Origin of the sequence: Verticiella sediminum, assembly GCF_007558815.1 — a bacterium.
GTDB classification, from domain to species: Bacteria; Pseudomonadota; Gammaproteobacteria; order Burkholderiales; family Burkholderiaceae_B; genus Verticiella; species Verticiella sediminum.
On the sequence record NZ_VLTJ01000042.1, the window covers coordinates 78,277 to 94,504 of the forward strand.

Annotated in this window: 17 protein-coding genes; 11 read left to right on the top strand and 6 right to left on the bottom strand. The window is 68.9% G+C overall.

The window, feature by feature from the left end:
* Positions 1–78 precede the first annotated feature (78 nt).
* The 5 genes from FOZ76_RS24615 to FOZ76_RS24635 form a co-directional block, all read right to left on the bottom strand.
* Positions 79–2,055: an FUSC family protein gene (locus FOZ76_RS24615; RefSeq protein WP_211366488.1), complete on the bottom strand. Its 1,977-nt coding sequence runs from the start codon at positions 2,053–2,055 to the stop codon at positions 79–81.
* A 186-nt stretch (positions 2,056–2,241) separates the two neighbouring features.
* On the bottom strand, positions 2,242–2,478 hold the full coding sequence (locus FOZ76_RS24620) for a hypothetical protein (RefSeq protein WP_143950942.1): 237 nt from the start codon (positions 2,476–2,478) through the stop codon (positions 2,242–2,244).
* A gap of 55 nt (positions 2,479–2,533) precedes the next feature.
* Positions 2,534–2,725, bottom strand: a complete 192-nt coding sequence (locus FOZ76_RS24625; protein ID WP_211366492.1) for a hypothetical protein — start codon at positions 2,723–2,725, stop codon at positions 2,534–2,536.
* Positions 2,701–2,967, bottom strand: coding sequence for a hypothetical protein (locus FOZ76_RS24630; protein WP_211366495.1), 267 nt, complete (start codon positions 2,965–2,967; stop codon positions 2,701–2,703). The genes FOZ76_RS24625 and FOZ76_RS24630 overlap by 25 nt, the downstream gene beginning before the upstream one ends.
* A 415-nt stretch (positions 2,968–3,382) precedes the next feature.
* A complete protein-coding gene (locus FOZ76_RS24635) occupies positions 3,383–3,583 on the bottom strand; it encodes a tautomerase family protein (RefSeq protein WP_143950943.1) in 201 nt (66 codons plus the stop codon).
* Between the two features lie 256 nt (positions 3,584–3,839).
* On the opposite strand from FOZ76_RS24635, the gene FOZ76_RS24640 reads away from it, so the two are divergent.
* The 11 genes from FOZ76_RS24640 to FOZ76_RS24690 all read left to right on the top strand — a co-directional run bounded on the left by FOZ76_RS24640 (position 3,840) and on the right by FOZ76_RS24690 (position 15,392).
* Positions 3,840–4,760, top strand: a complete 921-nt coding sequence (locus FOZ76_RS24640; protein ID WP_143950944.1) for a LysR family transcriptional regulator — start codon at positions 3,840–3,842, stop codon at positions 4,758–4,760.
* Between the two features lie 99 nt (positions 4,761–4,859).
* Positions 4,860–5,288, top strand: coding sequence for a heavy-metal-associated domain-containing protein (locus tag FOZ76_RS24645; RefSeq protein ID WP_143950945.1), 429 nt, complete (start codon positions 4,860–4,862; stop codon positions 5,286–5,288).
* Positions 5,281–5,724 carry a disulfide bond formation protein B gene (locus FOZ76_RS24650; RefSeq protein ID WP_143950946.1) on the top strand — a complete coding sequence of 148 codons (444 nt, stop codon included), beginning with the start codon at positions 5,281–5,283 and terminating at the stop codon, positions 5,722–5,724. The genes FOZ76_RS24645 and FOZ76_RS24650 overlap by 8 nt, the downstream gene beginning before the upstream one ends.
* Positions 5,721–6,386 carry a DsbA family protein gene (locus FOZ76_RS24655; protein ID WP_143950947.1) on the top strand — a complete coding sequence of 222 codons (666 nt, stop codon included), beginning with the start codon at positions 5,721–5,723 and terminating at the stop codon, positions 6,384–6,386. Before FOZ76_RS24650 ends, FOZ76_RS24655 begins: the two co-directional genes overlap by 4 nt.
* 108 nt (positions 6,387–6,494) lie before the next feature.
* The gene (locus FOZ76_RS24660; protein ID WP_143950948.1) at positions 6,495–7,178 is read left to right on the top strand and encodes a TetR/AcrR family transcriptional regulator; all 684 of its coding nucleotides are present in this window, start codon (positions 6,495–6,497) and stop codon (positions 7,176–7,178) included.
* Positions 7,175–8,437, top strand: coding sequence for an alkyl sulfatase dimerization domain-containing protein (locus FOZ76_RS24665; protein ID WP_143950949.1), 1,263 nt, complete (start codon positions 7,175–7,177; stop codon positions 8,435–8,437). Before FOZ76_RS24660 ends, FOZ76_RS24665 begins: the two co-directional genes overlap by 4 nt.
* A gap of 22 nt (positions 8,438–8,459) precedes the next feature.
* Positions 8,460–10,565, top strand: coding sequence for an acetate--CoA ligase family protein (locus FOZ76_RS24670; RefSeq protein ID WP_143950950.1), 2,106 nt, complete (start codon positions 8,460–8,462; stop codon positions 10,563–10,565).
* A gap of 91 nt (positions 10,566–10,656) precedes the next feature.
* Positions 10,657–11,640, top strand: coding sequence for a Bug family tripartite tricarboxylate transporter substrate binding protein (locus FOZ76_RS24675; RefSeq protein WP_170235621.1), 984 nt, complete (start codon positions 10,657–10,659; stop codon positions 11,638–11,640).
* Positions 11,641–11,719: 79 nt separating this feature from the next.
* Complete coding sequence (locus FOZ76_RS24680; RefSeq protein WP_143950952.1) at positions 11,720–12,700, top strand: Bug family tripartite tricarboxylate transporter substrate binding protein; 981 nt, start codon at positions 11,720–11,722, stop codon at positions 12,698–12,700.
* 12 nt (positions 12,701–12,712) lie between these two features.
* Positions 12,713–14,011 (top strand): DUF1254 domain-containing protein, encoded by a 1,299-nt coding sequence (locus FOZ76_RS24685; protein ID WP_143950953.1) that lies wholly within the window; start codon positions 12,713–12,715, stop codon positions 14,009–14,011.
* Positions 14,012–14,036: 25 nt separating this feature from the next.
* A complete protein-coding gene (locus tag FOZ76_RS24690; RefSeq protein WP_246129756.1) occupies positions 14,037–15,392 on the top strand; it encodes a DUF1254 domain-containing protein in 1,356 nt (451 codons plus the stop codon).
* Between the two features lie 52 nt (positions 15,393–15,444).
* Here FOZ76_RS24690 and hutC read toward each other — a convergent pair whose 3' ends face one another.
* Positions 15,445–16,161 carry a histidine utilization transcriptional repressor HutC gene (gene hutC, locus FOZ76_RS24695; RefSeq protein ID WP_143950954.1) on the bottom strand — a complete coding sequence of 239 codons (717 nt, stop codon included), beginning with the start codon at positions 16,159–16,161 and terminating at the stop codon, positions 15,445–15,447.
* Between the last annotated feature and the right edge of the window lie 67 nt (positions 16,162–16,228).

Here is a 16,228-nt window from a genome sequence, read left to right on the forward strand (position 1 = left end):
AAAGAGCCGAGCGCGGGGCGTCGAAGGGGCCGGCCGTAATCCAGTCGGTTCGACGTCGCTGCTGATCATGATGTGGCGTCAACCCGCAGGACGGCCCGGGTTGCCCGTTGCGGTAAACATGGCCGCATGCTCGCTGAACTCCCGGGCGGCCAGCCCGAGCAGCCAGCGGATCCTGGTCGTCTGCTCGCCGTCGGGTCGATTGCCCTGCGGATCGGCCTGGCCAAGTCGCCGGGCACACTCTCGCAATATCACGCCCGCGCGATGCGGGTCGTCGAGCGGCGCGCAGGCCAGGCGAAGCGTTTCCCGAACGGCGTCGCGCGCCAGGGGCGCCAGATCCGCCGTCTGCATTTCCCCCAGCCTGAAAAGCGCATGGCCCAGCGTCAGCGCGGCCAGGGCATCCTCGACCTGCTGTACCTGCCCGCGCGACCGGACCGCGAGGCTGAAGACCAGGTAGCGCAAGCGTGCGAGATGGCGCTCGGCCCATGGCGTCCCGGCGCGGATCGAGATCGCCGAGATCTCGCGGCGGATGGAGGCGCGCAGATGCATTCTGCGGCGGGCCGGGTTCATCGGCAGCAGCCAGCGGTAGAGCGCGTAGTTCAGCACGATCCCGGCCAGCAGCAGCGCTTCGTTGGCGACGATGGGAGGCAGCGTGCTCACACTCGTATCTACCGGCCGCGCCATGACCGCGAAGAGCATGTTGAAGGCCAGACCGATGACCAGTGTGGCTGGCCTGCTCTGCAGCAACGAGGCGATGAACACGAACGGCACCGCCAGCAGCAGCGAAAGCCAGGCGTCCCCGACTTCCGGCACCACCACCAGGCGCCAGATCACCGCCGGGATCGCGGCGGCCAGGCCACCCAGGAAGATCTGCCGAACGGCGGGCGCGGGCTCGTCCACCATGGAGAACAGCACCGTAAAGATGCAGGTTCCAAGCAGCAGGTAACGCATGGGCTCCCAGTCGATGGCAAGCCAGGCGAGCCCGGCGACCGAGGCGGCGATCGCCCCGCGCAGCATCGCCAGCCGCAAGCCGGCGATCTCCGGGTGGGGCCGTGACGCCTGCGGCGCGGATTCACCTTTCCCCTCCGAGAACCGCCGGTAAACGCGGGCGGTGCGTGCGAGCAGCATCCGCATCTCGCCCAGCACGGGCGACAGCACCGGATCGGATGCTTCCAGTTGTCGGGATGCTGCATCGATCGCTTCGACGTCGAGAACACCCTCGGCGGTCAGTACGTTCGCAGATGCGTCGAACGCCTCGCGCAGCGCCATCAGGCCTGCATGCCCCGGCGCCTGCGAAGAGGCTTCGCGCGAACGGATCGCGCGGGCGACGACGATCAGGTCGAGAAGGAATGCGAACAGCGCGTTCATTTCCCCGAGCCTGCGCCGGCCGGCGATCGATCCGGCGACGGCATCCTCGGCCGAGGCCTCGACGGCGGCGAGGGACAGCAGGAATTCGCGTTCCCGCGTCAGTGGTCGTCCGCTGTCCTCGGTCAGGGCATCGGCGATCAGCGTGAGCGCTTGTGTCGCCACCGTCCGGGCCCGGCCGGCGATGGCCGGGCCCGATGTGGGCGGGCCGAGGGCGATCGCCACGCCGACCGCCGAGACGACGCCGATGAGGTTGTCCAGAACCCGTGCAGCGGCGAACGTCGAGGGGTCGAGGGTCGTGCCCAGGGTCAACGCCACGATGACGGCGGAACTCAGCCCACACAGCGCCGCGCCATACGCGCGTTGGTGACGCATCGCATTGGCGACGCCGCAGCAGACAGCGATCCAGGCGGCAAGTCCCGCCAGCGACACGGCGGACGATCCGCTTCCGGCGATTACCAGCAGCGCTCCCGCCACGGCGCCGACCAGGGTTCCGATCAGTTGCGCCAGACTGCGCTCGAACAGCAGTCCCCTCGGCGGCTGCCCGATCATCCAGACCGCCATGGCCGCCCACCACGGGCTTTCCATCCCCAACGCTGTCGCGACCGACATCGCGATCATCGAGGCCAGTGTCAGGCGAATGGCGATGTTGCACGCCGCGGAATTGAGGAAAGTAGCAATCAGGGGCTTCAAGGGAGTATCAGGTGCGAGCGGCGTCCCGGTCTTGCTGAACCGCCAGGGTCGCGCAGAACTCCCAACGCAGCAGCGGCACCAGCCGGAACAGTCGAAAAAAGATCGCTGGCTCATTCCCGACAAGCAAGCGACAGCCATGAACGGACAGCGTTGCCGCTCAGAATGGATACGGCTGGGCTGGGTCCTCTAGCGTGATCCACTTGATCTCGGTGAACTCGTCGATGACCGCACGCCTGTCGAGGGGCCAGTAGCCGACCAGGATGCGAACGCCTTGGCCGCCGATTCGGCGGCCGCGAGCGCATCGGCAACTGAGGCGGCCGCGCCGGTGCTCACCAATTCGCCGCTGACGGGGTGGCGCCGTTCGAAGGTGGCGCCGTTCTCTGCGGCACGGGGGATGTTGTCGATGACGAGTTCTGTTTGCATGGTTGTCTCTTCTCTAAAACTGGGTGTCGGCCTGGGAAAGGCGCCTGGGTAGCACTCAGAGCGAGTTGGCGAAACGCAGGATGGGCTTGATGGTGACGCCGCTTTTGCTGTCGGCCATGGCCTGGTTCAGCGCCTCGAAGCGATAGAACTTGACCAGCCGGTCGAGCGGGAAGCGGCCCTGCCGGGACCGCTCGATCAGCTCGGGAATGAAAGTGCGCGAGACTACGTCGCCCTGCACGATCCCCATGATGCGGCGGCCGGGAATCCGGTACCGATGGCCGGCATGCCCACCAGATACGGCTGCGTTGGGCTGACCCGGTCGCCTTCCTGGTGTTCCTGCGGGACAGACTTCTCCTGGACTTCGGCCCGCGGCAAGCCGTCGCGGCGGTCGAGCAGGCAGACCTGGTCGCGCTTGGTGACCTGCACCAGCGCCGGCATGGTGCCGCCCTGGCCGTCGGGGAGGTCGACCAGCACCGGCTGCGAGGGCACGTCGTAGTCCCGAAGGTCCGTGGTGCGCGGTCTGGAACTCCCAGCGCACCCGGCCGGTGGCCGGTTCCAGGCTGTCGACGTTGTCGCGGTTGATCTGCGTCTCGAGCGCGAAGCGCGCTCCCCGCGCGGTGCGGCCGTAATACTGCCATGCCGAAAGCTCTGGTGCCCGTGGCTCTCCAGCCGCTGCCACCGAAGCGATGGCGCCATTGCGGGTCACGCTGTGTGCAAGGACCTGCGTGGCGCCTCCGGCGCGGGCCCGTTCTTGTCCTCGGACATCTTGTTGGATCCATGCGTTGGGCTGATACGCAGCATGTTCGGCGCGAAGGGTGAATGGCGTCGATCGTGCTGCGCCGGGCTGGCCGGGAGTGATGTGCCGCGGGGAGGTTTTCGTGCAGGGGCCCGCGGCAATGGGCGATCAGCTTTCCTCTGGCTTCGCTTGCCCGAAGAGCTTTCCTGCACCCGCCCAATCCGAAGGGGCGACATCCTCGAAGATCACATAGATGTAGTTTGGATCCGTCCCGGTGTTCTTGACGATGCTCTCGGTGATCTCGGCGGCGACGGCCTGCTTTGCCTTGGTGTCCTTGCCCTCGAACCAGCTGACGCGTACTACAGGCATGTTCAATTCCTCTCTTGGTGATGAAGTGGAAGTGCCAGCTCCCATGGCCTGGCACGCGCGGCGCAAACCGAGTCAGTTCCGATCCACAGCCGGATCGGTCTTCCTACCGATCGCGGCCCAATGAATGAAGCCTTGATCGCACGCCTGGTTGCTTGGTGCTCCAAGACGATGTTGATCATATTTGTTGCCCAAATATTGATAAAGGCGGATTCAATCTACAATTGGTAGATATTAATTCCACTGTTGATAATGGCACATGGCTGGGCAGCGCGTGTCCCCGGACTCACTCTCAGGCGTTGGCGCGTTCGTCGCCGTGGTTCGAGCAGGCAGCTTTACCCTGGCGGCCGAACGCCTGGGCGTGACCAAGTCGGCCGTTGGAAAAAGCATCAACCGTCTCGAGGAACGCCTCGGGGTGAAGCTCATCCGGCGTACGACGCGGCGCCTTCAACTGACATTCGACGGCGAGGCGTATTTCCAGGCCTGTTCGGTGGCGCTGGATGGAATTGCGGCAGCGCAGGCGCAGATCACGCCGTACGATCAGGTCCTGCGGGGCCGGGTGCACATCGACATGCCGATGGCGTTCGGCAAGAGTGTGCTGCTGCCCATCCTGCTGGAAATGGCAGCGCCGCACCCCGAACTGGCCCTGACGATGAGCTTCAACGATGCCACCGTCGATCTCATGCGGGCCGAGGCGGATCTTGTGATCCGCTTCGGCCGGCTTCCCGACAGCGGCCATCTGGTCGCCCGCAAGCTGACCAGCCAGGAACGCCTGATCTGCGGCTCTCCCGGCTACCTGCAGACGCACGGCGTGCCGATGAACCTGTCCGATCTCAACGGCCATCGATGCATCGTCGGGACGACCCACGGGCCGCCACAGCAATGGACAGTGCAGGACGGTGGGCAGGTGACGCACATCACGCCGCCCGCCACACACCAACTGAGCGATGGCGAGTCGATCGTGGAGACGGCCTTGGCAGGGTTCGGCCTGTGCCAGATGCCCGTGTCGCTGTTGCGGTCCCACATCGAGCAAGGCCGGTTGGTGCCCGTTCTTCAGGCCTATTCCGGCGTCCTGGTCGACATCCACATACTCTGGGTTCGCCAGTCCGCTCTCGCACCCAGAGTCCGCTATGTGATCGACCAACTCATGGAGTGCGCGGAACGGGGCGAACTGGATTAAGCGATTTCACTTGGGGCTTGACTTGGTGCTCTAGCGCCCGTCGCACTGAATAACAGCCCTCCAAGGGAGTGCCTCGCTTCCTCCTGATCTGCCTGTGCGGTGGTTGCACTGCTGGCCTGGGCGCTGTACCTGGGCAAGCTGTCAGCCTTCGCGGTGCTGCCAAGCCCGAGGAAGCCGCGCTGCGCGAGCGCTTCGGCACCGACTTTGATGCCTACGCCGCGCGCGTGCGGCGCTGGCTGTAAAACCCGTCATCCTTCTCCCTTCATCGATCTCTGGAGTACCGCCATGACCTGGCCTCCGAATCTGCAAAACATCACCCTGCCAGTCACTGGCATGAACTGCGGCGGCTGCGGGGGCAGCGTGGACGAGGCCGTGCGCGCGCTGTCGGGCATCGCCGACGTGCAGGCGCTGGCGGCCTTCGGCCTGCTGCCACCCATTCATGCGGCGGCGCTGCAGTCGATCCCGGATATCGGCATCCTCGCCCACTCGTCCCGACTGCTCCGCAACCGGGAGACCGCCAATGGCTGAGGCAGCGGTATCGGATCGAGACAGGGGGGGCTGGGCACCGCTGTTCGCCGCCTGGCTGGTCGCATTGATCGCCTCGCTCGCAGTGCTCTTCGTGGGCGAGGTCATGGACCAGACGCCCTGCAACCTGTGCTGGTTCCAGCGTACCTTCATGTTTCCGCTGGCCATCGTGCTGGGCGTGGCCAGCCTGCGCGCGGACTCGGCCGCATGGCGCTATGCGCTACCGCTGGCCGTCGGTGGCCTGCTGGTGGCGGGCTTCCACAGCCTGCTCTACCTGGGCGTGATCCCCGAGCGCATCATGCCCTGCAGCCAGGGCGTGTCCTGCACCAGTGCCGACATGACCATCCTAGGCGGCCTGCCGCTGCCCCTGCTGGCGCTGGCCGCCTTCGGCGCCATCGCCACGCTGCTTCTCATGACCCGTTCCAGGACCTCCCTATGACCCGACGCACCACGATCGTTCTCCTCACCGCACTCGTCGCCCTGGCGGCTTTCGCCACGGCCGTCTTTCTCTACCAGCGCCACGACCGGCAGCAGGCGGCCGAGCGGGCCGCAACACAGTTCGATGTCATGGTCCGGGAGCACTCACCCGTCCAGGGACCTGCGAATGCCCCGGTCACCATCGTCGAATTCTTCGACCCGGCCTGCGAGGCCTGCCGGGCCTTCCATCCCTACGTCAAGCAGATCCTGGCCGCCTACCCTCAAGATGCGCGCCTCGTGATCCGCTACGTGCCATTCCATCGTGAGCCATCGGTCGCCGGGGTGCAGATCCTCGAAGCAGCGCGGCAGCAGAACCGCTTCGAGCCTGTCATGGACGCATTGATGCAGTCTCAGCCGGTCTGGGCCAGCCACAGCAACTCCGCCACCGAGCGGGCCTGGGAATTCGCCCGGGCGGCAGGATTGGATCTGGAACAAGCCCGGGCCTATGTGGCCACGGGTGCGGTCGACAAGGTGCTGGCGCAGGACGTGGCCGACCTGGAGGCGGTGGGCGTGCGCGCCACGCCTACCTTCTTCGTCAATGGCAAGCCGTTGCCCGAGCCGGATCCGCGCGTGCTGCTGGAGATGGTCAAGAGCGAGGCCGAACGCGCACGCAAGGCGCCATGAGTCGCGTGGCTCTGCGCGCAGGGCCCGGGCATACCCTAGGTTGACGTCCTCTTTCTAATGCATATAGATTAAATAAAGCACATGAATTAAAAAAATCACGGAGACAGCATGGCGCGCGCCGCCGAAACTTCGCTGACCCTGCTCGAGACGGCCGAACGCCTGTTCGCCGAGCGCGGCATCGAGCACGTGTCGCTGCGCCAGATCGTCCTCGAGAGCGGCCAGCGCAACGTCTCGGCCCTGCACTATCACTTCGGCTCGCGCGAAGCCCTGGTGTCCGAACTGCTCAACCTGCGCCTCGGCCAGGTCAACGAGCGGCGCAACGCGCTGATCGACCGCCTGCTCGCCGGGCACCCATGTCCCACCGCCCACCAGTTGCTGAGCGCATCGTTCCGCGCGCTCTGCGAGGTCGTGCGCGACACCGGCTGGGGCGCCTCGTACATCCAGGTCCTGGTCCAGGCCACCTTCAGCCCGCGGCTGCTCGGCGTCGGCGTGATCGCGCGCCAGCGCGTCACCGGCCTGCGCCGTGTGCGCGACATGCTGCTCACGCAGCTCGGGCATCTGCCGCCTCGCGTGGCCCGCCAGCGGCTGGTCCTGGTCAACGACACAGCCGTCTACAGCATCGCGCACTGGAGCCGCCTGGCGCACGGACCGGCCGGCGCCGTGCCGCTCGACACCCTGCTCGCGCAGCTCACCGACTTCTGCACCGCCGGCCTGCTCGCTCCCGGCAGCGCGCAGGCCGATCACAGCGACACCCGCACGGCCCCCACCCTCGCAACCGGAACCTCCAGATGAGCACTACTGCATCCCCCAAGGACGACGCGGCCTTTCTCGTGACGAAGGAAGGCCTGGAATCCGTGGCCGACGGCATCCACGTCCTGCACGGCCAGGGCCAGTCCCTGGTCGTCGAACTGCCCGACAGCCTGCTCCTGGTGGACACCGGGCCGGGCGGCAAGGTCACGCGCGGCATGATCGCCCACCTGCGCGAGCATCTGCCCCAGCCCCTGGGTGCGATCGCCTACAGCCACGGCCACATCGGCTACAACGCCGGCCTGCCGCTCTGGCTGGCCGACGCCGCCGAGCGCGGCCATGCGCGGCCGCGCGTCATCGCCCACGCCAACGTGCCGCGCCGCTACGCGCGCTACCGCGCCACCATGCCCCTGCAGGAACGCATGGCCGAAATGCAGTTCCGCACCCGGGCCGGCGCGCTGCGCGGCAAACTGCCGGTGCACGATCCGGACGAGGGCTTCGACGACGTCCTGGTGCTCGGCGAAGGCGAGCGCCAGGCGCACCTGCTGTGGGCGCCCTCCGAGACCGACGACGCCATCTCGGTCTGGATGCCGCACCAGCGCATCCTGTACGGCGGCCCGGCCGTGCTCGACAACATCCCGAACATCGGCACACCGCTGCGCACCCTGCGCCACACGCTGCGCTGGGCCGACACGCTGGAGAAGCTGGCCGCGCTGCGCCCGCGCCTGGTGATCCGGGAGTTCGGCCCGCACATCGTGGGCGAGGACGAGGTGCAGACGGTGCTCGGCGGCACCGCGCGCGCCCTGCGCTGGCTGCATGCCGAGGTGATCCGCCTGCTCAACGAGGGGCTGGGCGAGCGCGAACTGCTCGCCCGCCTGGAATATCCGCCCGAGCTCTTCGAGCAGCCCTGGATGAAGCCCACCTATGGCGATCCGGACTTCATCGCCCGCGACATCTACCGCTCCGAGAACGGCTGGTGGGACCGCAACGCGACCAGCCTGCACCCGGCGCCGCCGCCGGACGTTGCCGCCGAGATTGGCAAGGCCATCCAGGACAAGGGCGCGGTGCTCGCGCATGCGCGCGCGCTGGCCGAACGCGGCGAGCTGCAGCTCGCCCTGCACGTGGTCGACCTGCTCGCCACCGCCAGCGGCGAGGCGCCCGAGTTCGCCGAGGCCCGCGCGCTGAAGGCGCAATGGCTGCGCGAGCGCGCCCGCCAGGTGCCGAGCTACGTCTCGCGCAGCCTCTACCACGCCAGCGCCAACATGCTGGAAGACGGCAGCGCCGCCGCCTTCAGCCTCCGTTAAGCCCGCCACCGCCGTGTCCACCATGTCCAGCTCCATCGACCGCCTCGACTCCTTCTTCGCCCCGCGCAGCATCGCCATCGTGGGCGCTTCCGACACGCCCACGAAGATCGGGGGCATCCCGCTCACCTACCAGCTCTCCTACGGCTTCGACGGCGCCATCTATCCGATCAACCCCACCCGCGACACGGTCCAGGGCCAGCGCGCCTGGCCCAGCCTGCGCGCGGTCGGCGAGCCCATCGACCTGGCCATCTTCGCGATCCCCGCCCAGCAGGTCGAGGCGGCGCTGGAAGACGCCATCGCCGCCGGGGTGCGCAACGTCGTGCTGTTCTCGGCCGGCTACGCGGAGGTCGACGATGCCGGCCGCCAGGCCCAGGAGCGCCTCGCCGCGCGCGCACGCGCCGCCGACATCCGCTTCATCGGCCCGAACTGCCTGGGCTTCATCAACATCGCCCGCAACGCCTATGCGACCTTCGCCCCGGCGGTGGCGGCGGGCCGGGTGGCCCACGGCGACATCGCCGTGGTCAGCCAGAGCGGGGCCTTCGGCATCTACGCCTATGCGCTCGCCCGGGCGCGCGGGCTCGGCCTGTCGTACTGGGCCACGACCGGCAACGAGGCCGACATCCAGGTGGCCGACTGCATCGAATGGCTGGCCAAGGACCCGGGCACCCGCGTCATCCTGCTCTACCTGGAAGGCTGCCGCGACGGCGCCCGGCTGCGCCGCGCGCTGGCGGCGGCCCGGACAGCGAACAAGCCGGTGGTGGCCGTCAAGGTCGGGCGCACCGCCGCGGGCGCCAGCGCGGCCGCCTCGCACACGGCGTCGCTGGCGGGCGACGATGCGGTCTACGACGCGGTGTTCCGCGAGTACGGCGTGTGGCGCACGCACACCATCGAGGACTTCTTCAACGTGGGCTATGCGCTCTCGGTGGCGCCGCGTCCGACCAACCCGAGCGTGGGCGTGCTGACGGTCTCGGGCGGGGTAGGCGCGCTGATGGCCGACGATGCCAGCCTGGCCGGCCTGGAACTCACGCCCATGCCCGAGCACACCCAGCAGTGGCTGCGCGAAAAGGTGCCTTTCGCGGCGCCCGTGAACCCGGTGGACATCACCGCCCAGGTAACCGCGCAGCCCGAGCTGCTCGACGAGACAGCCTACCGCATGCTGGACGAGGGCGGCTACGGCAGCCTGCTCATCTTCCTGGCCGCGGGCGGCCTGTCGGACACCATGTGGCCGCGCAACGAAGCCCTGGCCGCGTCCCTGCGCGAGCGCTTTCCCGACCGCACGGTGGTGTTCGTGACCCTGTTCTCGCCCGAGCGCAAGGCCCGCCTGCAGGCGCTGGGCGTGCTCGCCTACGACGATCCGAGCACGGCCATCCGCGCGGTGGCCGCGCTGCAGGCCCTGGGCCGCCCGCGCTCCGAAGCGTCGGCCGCGCCGGCCGCCGCCGGGCCCGTGACACTGCCCGCCGGCAGCGCGCCGCTCACCGAGCTGCAGGCCCTGGCGCTGCTCGAGGAGGCGGGCGTGCCCACGGTGCCGGCGCGCGCGGCGCGCACCGCGGACGAAGCCGTGGCCGCCGCCCAGGCGGTCGGCTGGCCCGTGGTGCTGAAAGTGCTCTCGCCCGACATCGCGCACAAGAGCGACGTCGGCGGCGTGCGGCTGAACCTGCGCGACGAACAGGCCCTGCGCGCGGCCCACGCGGCCATGCTGGACGACGTGCGCGCGGGCGCGCCGCACGCGCACCTCGAAGGCGTGCTGGTGGCGCCCATGGTGGGCGGCGGCATCGAGTGCATCCTCGGCACCCAGCTCGACCCCGTGTTCGGCCCGGTCGTCATGTTCGGCCTGGGCGGGGTGGACGTCGAGCTGCAGAAGGACTTCGCCCTGCGCCTGGCCCCGGTGAGCGAGGACGAGGCGCGCGCCATGATGCGCGAGCTGCGCTCCTATCCCCTGCTCACGGGCTATCGCGGGCGCCCGCCGGCCGACCTGGACGCGCTGGCGCGCGCCATCTCCCGGCTGTCCACGCTCGCGGCCGACGGCGCCGCGCAGATCGCCTCGATCGACGTGAACCCCTTCATCGCGCGCCCGGGCGATGCGCTCGCGCTGGATGCGCTGGTCGTGCGCACGCCACCCGGTTCCTGACTCCGGCCAGCGCGGGCAGCGACAGGCGCTGTCCGCGCTCCCTATCCGCCGCACAGACGGCAATCGCAGACGCAGAACGAGGAGACACTCCATGCCTGCATGCTTCCCCCCCTGGCCGCGCGCCCTGCTGGGTATCGCCGCCGTTTCCCTGTCCCTCGCGGCACAGGCCGCCTCCTGGCCCGAGGAACGGCCGATCCAGCTCATCCTGCCGGCCTCCGCGGGCAGCCAGCCCGACATCCTCGGCCGCCTGCTGGCCCAGCGGCTGAGTGCGGATCTCGGCCAGTCCATCGTGATCGAGAACAAGGCCGGCGCCACGGGCGTGGTCGGCAACGACGCGGTGGTCCGCGCCAAGCCGGACGGCTACACCCTCGGCTTCACGTATGCCGCGACCATCATCGGCAACAAGCTGCTCAACCCCAGCATGCCGCACGACCCGCTGACCGACCTGACACCCATCGCGCAGGTCGGCCGCGGCGGCAACCTGCTGGTGGTCACGCAGGACTTCCCGGCCAAGGACTTCCCCGGCGTGGTCGCCGAAGTCAAGAACAACCCGGGCAAGTACAACTATGCCTCGTGGGGCACCGGCTCGGGCGGGCACATCGCCATGGAGAGCATCAAGCACCAAACCGGCATGGACATCGAGCACATCCCCTACAAGACCGTGCCGCAGATCCTGACCGACCTGAAGGGCGGGCGCATCCAGGTGGCCTTCGTGGACGCCTCGGGCCCGCTGCCGATGATCCAGTCGGGCGAGCTGATCCCGGTGGTGAGCAGCGCCAGCGTGCGCCCGCCCGCCACGCCGCAGGTGCCCACCCTGCTCGAACAGGGGGTGCAGTTCAACGCCGATGCGTGGTTCGGCCTGTTCGGCCCCAAGGGCATGGACCCGGCCCTGGTCGAGCGCATCAACGCCGCCATGAACAAAGCCATGGTGGACCCGGAGATCGCCGCCCGCTTCGAGCAACTGAACATGGCCGCGCCCCAGCCGCGCACCTCCGCCGAGTTCGCCGCGACCATCGCGAACGACGTGAAGGTGTGGGACGAGGTCATCAAAGCCGCCCATATTTCGCTGCCCTGAGCACGAGCACGCACGTTTGCCACCATGAGACCGGAGCGGGCCGCGCGCCCGCCCCGCCCCAGCATTCGAGGAGACCTTCATGAGCACGAAGAACCTGATCACCGCCGGCCTGCTCGGCGTCGGCCTGCTGTGCGCCGCCGGCGCCCAGGCAGCCGAGCCCTGGCCCAAGGCCAAGCCGGTCACATTCATCATCACGTCCGCCGCGGGCGGCGGCACGGACACCATGGGCCGCCTGGTAGCCGACCGCCTGAGCAAGGTGATCGGCCAGACCATCATCGTGGAAAGCAAGCCCGGCGCGAACGGCATGATCGGCAACGACACCGTCGCCCGCGCCAAGCCGGACGGCTACACGCTGTCCTTCACCTACGCGGCAGCCATCGTCTCGAACAAGCTCTTGATGCCCAACCTGCCGCACGACCCGCAGACGGACCTCACCCCGATCGCCCAGATCGGCGCGGGCGGCAACCTGCTGGTCGTCAGCAAGGAATTCCCGGCCAAGGACTTCGCCGGCATGCTCGAGGAAGTCAAGGCCAAGCCCGACGTCTACAGCTACGGCAGTTGGGGCAACGGCTCGGGCGGCCACATCACGATGGAGGCGATCAAGCAGCAGACCGGGCTCAAGATGCAGCACGTGCCGTACAAGGGCGTGCAGCCCTCGCTGATCGACATGGTCGGCGGGCGCCTGCCCATCGCCTTCGTCGACAGCTCCTCGTCGCTGCCGATGATCCAGTCCGGCCAGATCGTCCCGATCGCCAACAGCGGCAAGACCCGCGCGCCGATGAACCCGGACGTGCCGACCCTGACCGAACTGGGCATCGATTACGACGCCGAATCCTGGTATGGCGTCTTCGGGCCCAAGGGCATGGACCCCGAGCTGGTGGCGCAGATCAACACCGCGGTCAACACCGTGCTCAAGGACCCGGAAATGATCGAGCGCTTTCGCCAGCTCAACATGACGGCCCCGGCCGACAAGAACGCCCAGGCCTTCGCCGATACCATCGCCAACGACCTGAAGGTCTGGGGCGACGTGATCCAGGCCGCCGACATCACTCTGGACTGACGGAAATCCGACATGACGACACGCACCCTGAATTCGCCCGCCCAACGCCAGGCCTATTCCGCCGCCTTCCAGGGCTGGGTCTGGGGCTACCCTCTGATCGAATCCCTGCGCACCTGCTACGAGGGCTTCACCGACGCCGCCGGCCCCGCCGACGGCAGGCCGCACATCAACACCTTCAACCATGCCACCCGGCCCAGCACCCATGAAGACCGCTGGGTGGTGACGCCGGCCAACGACCTGATCTACTCGACCTCCTGGCTCAACCTCGCCGACGGCCCGGTCATCCTGGGCACGCCCACGCCCACCGGCCGCTACTTCGTCATGGCGCTGCTCGATGCGCATACCAACAACTGGACCAACATCGGCCCGCGCGAATGCGGCGACGGCCCCGCGCGCCATGCCATCGTCGGCCCCGACTGGCAGGGCGAGCTGCCCGAGGGCGTGCGCGAGGTGCGCGCGCCGACCGACCTGGTCTGGGTGATCGGCCGCATCCTGGTCGACGATGCCGACGACCTTTCTGCCGCGCAGGCCTTCCAGCAGAGCTTCACGCTGGAGCCGCTCTCCGGCAAGCCGGGCCGCCTGCCGGCGAGCGTGCGCGATTACGACGCCAGCGGCGACCCGCTGGCCTTCTACGCCAACCTCGCGCGCGGGCTGGCCGACTTCCCGGTGGCCGAGGCCGAGCGCGGCCTGGTAGCGCAGCTCGCGCCGATCGGCATCCGGCCTGGCGCGCCCTTCGACGCCCAGGCGCTGGAGCCGGAAGTGCGCGAAGCCGTGGCCTGGGCCGTGGAGGATGCGCGCGACTTCATCCACTCGATCACCCGCAGCAAGCGCGCCCGCTCGTGGGGGCTCAGCTACCGGATCGGCGTCTACGGCTTCGAGTACGTCACGCGCGCGGCGACCGCGATGAAGGGGCTGGGCGCTCTGGTCGGCAGCGAAGCGCTGTATGCCATGTCCGACTTCGACGGCGACAAGCGCCCGCTGCATGGCAGCAACGCCTACGTGCTGCACTTCCCCGCGGGCCAACTGCCGCCGGTCGACGCCTTCTGGTCCGTGACCCTGTACGGCGACGACTTCTACCTCATCGACAACCCCATCAAGCGCTATGCGCTGGGCGACCGCACCAAGGGCCTGGAATACAACAGCGACGGCTCGCTGACCCTGTACCTGCAGCACGAGGAGCCCAGGCAGGGCCGCAGCAACTGGCTGCCCGCGCCGGCCGGCGCGTTCTACCTGGTCCTGCGCCTGTACCACCCGCGCCAGGAGATCCTGGACCGCAGCTACCGCATCCCCGCCGTCACCCGCGTGCAGTGATGCCGCGACTCCTGGAGCACGACGCGTGAATTCCGCCACCCCATCGACCGAGCTCAGCCTGCGCGAGCTGGCGGCCGAAGCCTTCGTCTACACCTGCCCGGTGTTCGAGATGCTGCGCATGCGCACCCTGACCGCGCCGCGCCGCAATGCCCGCGGCACGCCGGCCGGCGAGACCCGGGAGAGCACCCATCGCTGGGTCAACACCTTCATCCACGCGCGCCACCTGCTCAAGGCCGGCGAGAGCCGCGTGGTGACGCCCAACTACGACACGCTCTACACCAACGCCTGGCTCGACCTGGCCCAGGGCCCGGTGGTGATCTCGGTGCCGGACACCGCCGACCGCTATTACGTGCTCGGCTTTCTGGACGCCTACACCAACCCGTTCTGCCACCTGGGCCGGCGCACCACCGGCACCGGCGCCGGCCGCTTCCTGGTGGCCGGCCCGGGCTGGCAGGGCGACGTACCCGAAGGCATGCAGCTCGTGCGCTGCCCCACGCCGATGGTGTGGATCATCGGCCGCATCCTGGTCGACGGGCCGGACGACGTGGCCGCCGTCAACGCGCTGCAGGAGGGCTACACCATTACCGCCCTGGGCAGCGACGACACCGATGGCCGCGTGGTCGACGCCTGGATGGCCGAGAAGCGCTTCCCGGACGATGCACTGGCCTACCTGCGCATCGTGGCGCGCGGCCTGCGCGAGAACCCGCCGCCGGCGAGCGAAGCGGCGCTGATGGCGCGTCTGGCCGCACTCGGCCTGGGCCCGCAGGCGGACGCCGGCACGCTGGATGCCTGCACACCGGCCCAGCGCGAGGCGATCCAGGCAGGCTACGACGCGGCGCGCGAGGAGATGAGCCAGCGCAGCCGTGGCAGCCGCCAGCAGGACAACGGCCCGCGCGCGAGCTGGGAGCCGCCCAAGTTCATCGGCGAGAGCTTCGGCACCGACTACCGGCAACGCGCCTTCGTGGCCATCGGCTACATCGGCGCGCTGTGCACGGACGAAGCGTATTACGCGATGAGCTACGTCGACGCCGAGGGCGAACGCCTGGACGGCAGCCATCGCTACGTGCTGCGCTTCGAGCCGCACGAGCTTGCGCCCGTGGACTGCTTCTGGTCGGTGACGCTCTATAGCACCCGCGACTTCATGTTGGTGCCCAATGCACTCGAGCGCTATGCCGTCGGCGATCGCAGCCGGCACCTGCGCTGGGGTGCGGACGGCAGCCTGGAGATCCGGATCCAGCACGAGGCCCCGGCAAGCGAGGACCAGGGCAACTGGCTGCCGGCGCCGAAGGACGGGTTCTATCTGTGCCTGCGCGCCTACCAGCCGCGCCAGGCGCTGCTCGACGGCAGCTATCAGGCGCCGCCGGTACGCCGCGCGGACTGAACCGGGCCCGTGCCGGGGAAGGACACCGGGCGCCGTTCCCCGGCCGCGAGCCTCAGGGCTTGAAGTGGCCGGTCAGGCGAAAGCGCCCGCCCGGATGCCAGAGACGGACCACGCAAGCCACGTCGGCGCCGCAATAGACGCGGCGCCGCACGAGCAGACAAGGGGTGGCCTCGGCCACGTCCAGCGCCTGCGCGACGGCGGCCGGGGCGGCCACCGCCTCGACGGCCTGTTCGGCCTCGGTGAGCGGCGCGTGTTCGGCCAGATAGCGGCCCGGCGTGGCCGCGTCGAAGTCGAAGGCGAGAAAGTCCGGGCAGACGGCCGGATTGACGAAGCGCTCTTCGAGCTGCACCGGCACCCCGTCCTCGCGGTGGACCAGCGTGACGCTGAACACCGCCGTGCGGCTGCGCAAACCCATCGCCGCGGCCAGATCGGCGTCGCTCGCGATCTTTTCGCGCACGAGCACGTGGGCCGAATGCGCATGGCCGCGCGCGGCGATGTCGTCCTGGATTTCGGGCATGTGCAGCACCGAGGCAATCGGCTGCAGCTCGGCGACGAAGGAGCCGACGCCCTGGGTGCGCAAGATCAGGCCCTCGGCCGTCAACTCGCGCAGCACGCGGTTGGCCGTCATGCGCGACACCCCGTACTCGCGGGTGAGCTCGTGCTCGGACGGCACGCGGTCGCCAGGCCGCCAATGGCCCTGGGCGATCGCCTCGCGGATCGCGTCCTTCATTTGCACATACAAGGCAACCGGGGCAGCAGCTTTGGCCATGACGACGAATCCGTACTCTGGACGACGGTTCAGCATACCACCCGGCATGCGCACCTCATACGAGGGA